This window comes from Nocardia sp. NPDC058497 (assembly GCF_042720195.1).
In the GTDB taxonomy this organism is placed as follows: Bacteria; Actinomycetota; Actinomycetes; order Mycobacteriales; family Mycobacteriaceae; genus Nocardia.
The window spans coordinates 334-8,715 of sequence record NZ_JBHXMY010000228.1; the positions used below are offsets into that span (position 1 = coordinate 334).

An 8,382-nucleotide genomic window follows, 5' to 3' on the forward strand; every position below is an offset into this window, starting at 1 on the left:
CGGTCTCGCGGATTTGCGCGGTCGCGCACTGGGGGATCCCGGGCGGGCTTTTTTTGTTAAACTTGGGATCGATATCGACTCGCTCCAGGCTACCGACGCCTGCGCTCTGGAACTGTTCACTTCGGTTCCCGAGGAACAGAAGCTGAAGTTCGCCGCGACCGACTACGTGTACGGCGGAGCGTTCCGCCGCGGGTACTTCGCGGTCCAAGAGTGGACACCGACACGGCCGAATGCCGTGGAAGCATGGGAGTTCTTTCGCGATTCTTTCCGTGTGCCCGGTGAGGATCACGACAAGGCGCTGACCTTCTGGCCGGAGGCGAAGTTCGAAACCGGTCTGCGGCCGTATTGGCGGGCGTGCGAGGAACTGACACTGCCGCTCGTCCGCGCCCTGCTCGAGTATCTGAACATCGATCCGTCGATCTACGACGAGGAACTCTCACCACCGTACGGCGTACTGAGGATCAACCACTATCCGGCGCTCGCGGGCCTTGCGAGTGATACCGAGAATACGGGTCGCTTCATGACCCACGAAGACTATGGCCTCATCACCTTGCTGCCCGCCAATCCGATCGAAGGGCTGCAGGTCTTCCACCCGCAGCGCAAAACCTGGAGCAGGGTCACCGCCCCGCACGGGTCCATGATCTTGAACAGCGGCGACTGGCTCCAAATGGTCAGCAACGATCGCTTCCGTTCGTGTTCGCATCGGGTGTGCGCGCCTCGGGATCCGGGCCATCGGGCGGTATCCCGGATCTCTGTTCCCTACCTCGTACTTCCCCGGGAGAACTCAGTTCTCGAGGTATGGCCCGGCCGCACACCGAAGTACGACCCGATCGGCGCCAAGGACTTCATGGCGAAGCTGGCAGGCAAATACGTGGACTACGACGACTAGACGCGCTCCGAGCGAGATTCGTCCTGACATCCGGTCTACCACACTGTGCCTGAACGCGAGGAATGAATGGTGCCATGATTGACCACAGAGACTCCGGGCCGGGTGGATTGATTGCGATCGTAGGCATGGACTGTCGTTTCCCCGGCGCCGATGATCCGGACGAATATTGGAAGCTTCTTTCCGAAGGGCGACATGTTTCCTACGGCCTCCCCACCGAACGCGGGTGGGACCTCGGCCGTGTGTACAACGAGGACCCGGCCGTCGAAGGGTCCACGTACATCCGGCGGGGTGGCTTCCTCCGCGACCTCGGCGACTTCGATGCGAGCCTGTTCGGAATAGGCCCGCGTGAGGCCACCACGATGGATCCGCAACAACGGATGCTGCTGGAAAGTTCTTGGCTGGCGCTGGAACGTGCGCGCCTGAGCCCACGGTCGCTGAGTAACGTCCGCTCCGGCGTGTATGTCGGAGCGACCGACAGCTATTACGGCCTGGCGGGCTCGAGAATTCCTGGCCTGGAGCGGCATCTGCTGATGGGGACGATGCTGAGTGCGACCTCGGGCAGGATCGCCTATGCCCTCGGCCTCAACGGCCCTGCCATCACAGTGGATACAGCCTGCTCGTCAGCTCTGGTGGCCGTGCACCTGGCGGTTCGGGCACTCCGCTCCGGTGAGTGCGATGTCACGATCGTCGGCGGCGCTACCGCGATCTCCGATCCGTCGATGCTGGCACGATACTCACGGCACAGGGTCCTGTCGGTGGACGGCTACTCCCGCGGATTCTCCGCCGACGGCAACGGATTCGCGCCGGCGGAGGGCGTCGCATCGTTGATCTTGATGCCGTTGGAGCGGGCCCAGCTCCTCGGCAATCCGGTGCTGGCGGTGATCCGCGGCAGCGCCGTCAACGAGGACGGAGCAAGTTCCACCCTGCAGGCGCCGAACGGGCGTGCGCAGCAGGCCGTGATCGCCGCCGCCCTCGACGACGCCGGGTTGCTTCCCCAGCACATCGGTGCGATCGAAGCGCACGGCCCCGGAACGCCCCTCGGCGACACCACCGAGGCCGCGACTCTGCAGACCAGTTACGCACGGCACCATTCCGCGGACGACCCCTTGTGGGTGGGTTCGGTCAAATCGAACATCGGCCACACACTCGCCGCCGCCGGACTCGCGGGCCTGGTCAAAATGGTGCTGGCGCTACAGCACGAGCGATTGCCCGCCACACTGCATGTGGAGAACCCCATCGCCGGTGTGGACTGGTCGACGGGCGGGATGCGGCTGCTGCGGCAGTCTCGTCCCTGGCCGCGTACGACAGAACCGCGTCGGGCAGGCGTCCTGTCGTACGGGATCACCGGCACCAACGCCCACGTCATCCTCGAAGAAGCGCCCGAGCCCGCCGCTGTCGGGCATCGGCCAACGCGCGGGCGTGAGCCTTCTCCACTGCGCACGCAACTACCGATGTGGTCGCTGTACGCGGCGTCGCCGTCCGCTCTCGTCGCACAGGCCGCGGCGCTGGCCGCGCACGTGCGCAGCGATGGGGGCCTCTCGGAGGTGGATCTCAGCTGGTCGCTCGGCACCACGCGCAGCGCTCTGACGCATCGAGCCGTTGTCACCGGAGGCGGGAAAGAGGAACTGGTCGGGAGGCTCGACGCGTTCGCCACGGAGGCTATTCCGGCCCCGCCCGGCGTTGCCGTGGGGAAGGTGCGGCACGGCCCCGGTCCCGTTTTCGTCTTTCCCGGTCAAGGGTCGCAATGGGTCGGGATGGGCGATCGGCTGCTCACCGACTCGCCCGTTTTCGCTCGATCGATGGCACGCTGCGCCGAGGCGCTGCGGCCCTACGTCAACTTCGACGTCGTCGCGGTGTTGCGTGGGGAACGGAGTGCGCAAGTCGAACGGGCCGAGGTGATCCAGCCGCTGCTGTTCGCGATGTACGTGTCGCTGGCCGAATTGTGGCAGAGCGTCGGGGTCAGGCCCGCCGCCGTCATCGGGCACAGTCAAGGTGAGATCGCCGCAGCTCATATCGCCGGAGCCCTCACACTCGACGAGGCCGCCCGCGTAGTGGCGCTGCGCAGCGCCGCGCTCCGGGTGGTCGACCGGCGCGGAGCCATGGCGTCGGTGGTGATGCCCGCCGAGCGCACAAGGGAATCGCTGTGCCGGTGGAACGGCCGGCTCGAGGTGGCGGTGGTCAACGGACCGTCGGCCACGGTGGTTGCCGGCGATGCCGACGCGATGACGGAGTTTCTGCAGCAGTGCGAACAACGCGGTGTCGAATGTCGGCTGCTGCCCGTGGATTACGCTTCCCACAGCCGGCATATGGAGATGCTGCGCGATCGTATCCTCGCCGATCTCGGCGCAATCCCCTCGCGTGCGGCCCGGCTGCCCATCATTTCCTCGACCACCGGCGAGATCATCGATTCGACCAGCCTGGACGCTTCGTACTGGTTCGAGAACCTGCGCCGGACTGTGCATTTCGACGAGGCGATACGCCGTGCGCTGACCGCGGGATATCGGCAATTCGTCGAGGTATCTCCGCATCCCGTACTGACCGGCGCGATCGCCGAGATCGCATCGCTGGTCGACATCGACGCCGGGGTCACCGGCACGCTGCAGCGCGGGCGAGGAGGAGGTGAGGACTTTGTTGCCGCCGTGGCCGACGCGCACGCCCAGGGCGCCGAGGTGGATTGGGAGGCACTGTATCCCTGTGCCCGCGAGGTCGACCTGCCTACGTATGCGCTGCAACGTCGGTCCTATTGGCTACCGACAACCAGTACGTCACGGAACATGCGAGAGGGATCGTTCGACATCGCAGACCACCCGCTGATCACCGCCACCACCGATCTTTCCGACGGCGGCATGGTGTGTGTGGGTCACCTCGACCTGAAAGAACACTCGTGGCTGGCGGACCACAAGGTATTCGACCGGGTCATCGTTCCCGCCACCGTGACGGTCGAAATTCTCACCTGGTGCGCTGTGCGGGCGGGGGGAAGCGGGGTGCAGGACCTGGTCCTGAGTTCTCCTTTGCCGCTGGCCGATACCGCAGTCGATATTCAGGTGATGTGCGGCCCGGTGGGACAGGACGGACGCCGACGGTTGACCCTGCACTCCCGTGATCGTGGGGACAAGGGGCCATGGCGCTGCCACGGCGAGGCGACAACCGCCGACATGGTCGCGGTGGAAACCGAAGACGTTCCACAGGAACGGGTTTGGCCTCCGCTGGGCAGTCATAGCCTCTCTGCGGACGGATGCTATCGCGCGCTGCGGGACAGAGGTTACGACTACGGTGTCGCCTTCCAGAACCTCACGGCCGCATGGAGCAAAGACGGCACGCTGTACGTCGAAGTCCATCTGGCGCAGCACCAGGCCACGCGCACCGAAGGCTTCGCTGTTCATCCCGCTCTTGTCGACTCGATCCTGCACGCCCTACTGCTGACCGGAGCCGAGCAGAGCACGATACTGCCGTACTCCATCGGATCCGCGCGGATACTGCCGCGGCGGACCGACGATCTGCGCGCCACGATAAGCCCGGCCGGACAGGACCGCCACCACGTCCGGGTCACCGACCCTGATGGAAACCCCGTCGCCGACTTCCGAGATCTGCTCCTGCGTCCGGTGACGAAACGTGGACTGCGCGCAATGCTCGCCACCGGCGCTCGCCATGCGTTCCGATTCCATTGGAGGTCAGTGGAGGTGGGCACCGGCGGCGAGGGGGATTGTGCACGATGGGTGGTTGTCGGCTCACATCGTGACCTTCCAGGGGGCGAGGTTCACCCCGATGCCCGCTCGTTGTCCCTCGCGCTGCGGCACGGGCGAGACGTTCCGGAGGTCGTCCTGCTCGATCTTCGTTCCTCGACACAGGGCGACGAGTTGCCGGCAGAAACCGCACTGCGCGAACACCTTTCCCGCTCGATGGCCGATGCGCAGACACTTCTGTGCGAAGAGCTGCTCCACAAGACGCTGATCGTCTGCGTCACTCGCCGCGCCCACAGCGCGAGCATCGCGGAGAGCGCGCCGGACGCTCTCGGCGCAGCATGCGCGGGCATGATGCGCTCGGTCTCGAGCGAGCATCCGGGCCGTGTGCGATTGATCGATCTCGACGCAGGCCCGGTCGATCACCGGTTGATGACGGGTGCGATCGCCACCGACCATCCGCAGGTAGCTCTGCGCGGCGCCAGGGCGTTGGTCCCACGCCTCGCTCCCGCGGCCGAAGGCCTTCTCCGACTCCCTGCGATCGAGCAACCCTGGAGGCTGGTGCCAGGTCGAGACAAGACCTTGGACAGTGTCACGGCCGCACCGGCACCCGACCTCACGGTGCCGCTCGAACCGGGCCAGGTGCGCATCCGCGTGCTGGCCACCGGCGTGAACTTCCGTGATCCTTTGGTGGCGCTCGGCATGCTCGACGAAACCGCACTCGGTTTCGAAGTGGCCGGTGACGTGGTGGAGGTCGGCGAGCAGGCCGGCGACGTAGAGCTCGGCGCTCGGGTCGCCGCGGTCGTGCTGCACGCGGGCTCGAGGCCGGGGGCTTACGGACCCGTCGTCGTCGTCGACCGACGTGCCGTCCTCACCGTGCCCGCGCACTGGAGCCGTGCTCAGGCCGCAGGCGCGCCCATCGTGTTCCTCACGGCCTACCACGCGCTCGTCGAGCTCGCCGAGGTGAAACCGGGCATGCGGGTCCTGATCCATTCGGCGGCGGGGGGAGTCGGCATGGCCGCTGTCCAGATCGCCGCCATGCTCGGCGCCGAGATCTACGCGACCGCAAGCCTTTCCAAGCAGGGGGTCGTCGAGAAGATGGGGGTCCCGCGAGAACGCATCGCCGACTCCCGCACCCTCGAATTCGAACAGCAGTTCACCGAGGTCACGGGTTCCACCGGTGTGGATGTCATCCTCGGCAGCCTCGCAGGCGAAGCGGTGGATGCCTCGCTACGGCTTCTCCGGCCCGGCGGGATCTACCTCGAGATGGGCAGGACCGACCTCAGGGATCCAGCCACTGTCACCGCCGGGCACCCCGAAATCACCTACGATTGCATCAATATCGCGGTACTTCCGATGTCTCGGGTGGAAGCCGTTCTCGGCCATCTCCAGTCGCTGTTCGCCGACGGCCTGCTGAGCCCTCTGCCCGTCCGAACCTGGAACATCGGTCACGCGAGGGAAGTATTGCGACACCTCAGCCAGGGGCACAGCACGGGCAAACTCGTCCTGACTCAGCCCACTGCGCTCGCACCCGACGAGACAGTTCTGATCACCGGCGGTACGGGAAGCCTGGGTCGATTGCTCGCGCGTCATCTCGTCACCGCGCACGGTTGCCGCCACCTCCTCCTTGTCAGCCGCCAGGGCGACGAGGCGGCCGAGGCCCGGAAGCTGGCAGCTGAACTCGGTGAAATGGGTGCGCAGATCACCCTGGCGGCCTGCGATGTCGCAGACCGCGTCGCCCTGTCCCCGGTGATCCGAGATATCTCGCCTCGCCACCCACTCGGCGCTGTGGTTCATGCCGCCGGGATCTTGGACGATTGTCTGTTCACCGACCTCACCCCCGACCGGCTCCAGCGGGTTCTGGCGCCCAAAGCGATCGCCGCTCGACATCTCCATGAGCTCACCGCGGACATGAACCTGCGCGCGTTCGTGCTGTACTCGTCCATCGCCAACGTGGTCGGCACGGCCGGACAAGCGAACTACGCGGCAGCGAACGCCTTCCTCGATGCGCTGGCCTGCCACCGGCACCGCATCGGCCTGCCTGCCACATCCATCGCGTGGGGACTGTGGCGGCAGTCCAGCGCACTCACCGCCCACCTCGACGACACCGACCTGGCACGTCTTGCCCGACAAGGTCTTGCCCCACTCGACACCGCCGGCGCGCTGGACGTCTTCGACATGGCCCTGGAGCAGGATGAGCCCCTTCTCGCCGCGACGGCGCTCTCGCCCATCGACCCTGGTACGCCGCTGGCTGCGGTCCTGGCCGAACTGCCTCGGCATCACACGCCTTCACCTGTCGGCGAAGGGTCCGGCTCCGCCACACAAGACTTCCCCCGACCGAAACTGCTGGGCTTGCCACCCAGCGAACGGGTCAAAGCACTGACAACCTTGATTCGTACCCACGCCGCTGTCGTGCTGGGACACCAGGATCCCGACGCCCTCGCCGCGGATCGGACCTTCCGAGACGCCGGGTTCGACTCGCTGTCCAATGTCGAGCTGCGCACTCGCCTCAGCAGCGCTACCGGCGTCCGGCTCACGGTCGCAGGCATCCTGGACCATCCGACCCCGACCCGCCTCGCCGTCTATATCAACGAGGTTCTCGACCGGGACAGCGGCTCCCGACCCCTCGACTTCCCGTAGGCGGAGAAAATGCTTTCGAAGGGAAAACAAATGCCAACAGGCGAAAACCTTCCGCGCACTTCTGTTCGAACCGTCGGTGGAAACGATATCGCGGTTCGCAGCCTGCGGTTATCCGACCTGGATCAACTGGTGGACATGGAGCGCACCAAGTGGGACCACCAACAGGCAGCGACAGCCGAGGAGCTGTTCGAGAGAATCGATCAGCTACCCGAACATGCCGCGGGCGCGTTCTCGGACGGGGACAGACTCCTCGCGTCCATGTTCGCTCGACCCATCACCAAGGAAACGATTCGCGAGGCGGAGAATTGGAGAGCGTGTGCCTACGCCCCACTTCCCCCACGCGGCAGTACCGATTGCCTGTTCGGCGTGAGTCTGACCAGCACCAGCTCCGCGGCGGCCGGAGCTCTCTTTCGCTCGTTCTTGCCGCAGCTGGCCGAATTGGGTTATCGGAACCTGTACGGCGGGTCGACCGTCCCTGGATTGCGCGAATGGATCAAGGCCAACCCGGAGGGTTCACCCCTGTCCTACGTGCGGGCGGCAAACGATGACGGGACGCCCGTCGACCGGCAGCTCCGCTACTACTATGTGAACGGCTTCACGACGATTGTCTCGGTCAAGCCGAATTACTTTCCCCACCCGCAGTCCCTGGACTACGGGGTCGTGATCCACAGGAGTCTTTGATCCAGCTGTGGACGACCGCATACAGCGCGAGCCGAGGGGAGAAGAAATGCTGCAGCTACGACCGGCAACCGGACCGTTGAGCAAGTACATCGCCAGAAAAGAACCAGCGTTCCTTCCGGGGCTGGCCGCCGGCTGGCCGGCCGTGCATCGGTGGGATTTCGACTTCCTCGGCAAGTTGCGGCCCGAGATGACCATCGAGCTGGTTCGGGGGGATCGTGAGAGCGCCGCGACACATTTCACCGAGTCGACGCTGGGAGCGTACATGGAGTTCCTCGCTCTCGACGATCCCGGCGAGGAATCCCTGTATCTCAAGGAATTCGACCTTTTGCGTAGGTTCCCGCAGCTTCAGGCCGACATATCGCCTCGAAAGAGACTTTTCCCACGGCGGGCGGTCTCCCCACCGCCCGGCGTCTGGGTCGGCCCCGCGGGCGCGCGCACCGGTGATCACAACGACCTCCTGGGAAACAATGCCGAAGCGATCCGTGGACACAA

Annotated in this window: 4 protein-coding genes; all 4 read left to right on the forward strand. The window is 65.6% G+C overall.

Features of this window, described 5'->3' with window-relative positions; genetic code table 11:
- The first annotated feature begins 13 nt into the window (after positions 1 to 13).
- Positions 14 to 889 (forward strand): 2OG-Fe(II) oxygenase family protein, encoded by an 876-nt coding sequence (locus tag ACFWPJ_RS16945; RefSeq protein ID WP_378852324.1) that lies wholly within the window; start codon positions 14 to 16, stop codon positions 887 to 889.
- Between the two features lie 74 nt (positions 890 to 963).
- Positions 964 to 7,209 carry a type I polyketide synthase gene (locus tag ACFWPJ_RS16950; protein WP_378852326.1) on the forward strand — a complete coding sequence of 2,082 codons (6,246 nt, stop codon included), beginning with the start codon at positions 964 to 966 and terminating at the stop codon, positions 7,207 to 7,209.
- Positions 7,210 to 7,218: 9 nt separating this feature from the next.
- A complete protein-coding gene (locus ACFWPJ_RS16955; protein WP_378852328.1) occupies positions 7,219 to 7,890 on the forward strand; it encodes a hypothetical protein in 672 nt (223 codons plus the stop codon).
- Between the two features lie 46 nt (positions 7,891 to 7,936).
- A partial coding sequence (locus ACFWPJ_RS16960; RefSeq protein WP_378852330.1) for a cupin-like domain-containing protein occupies positions 7,937 to 8,382 on the forward strand: 446 nt, incomplete at its 3' end.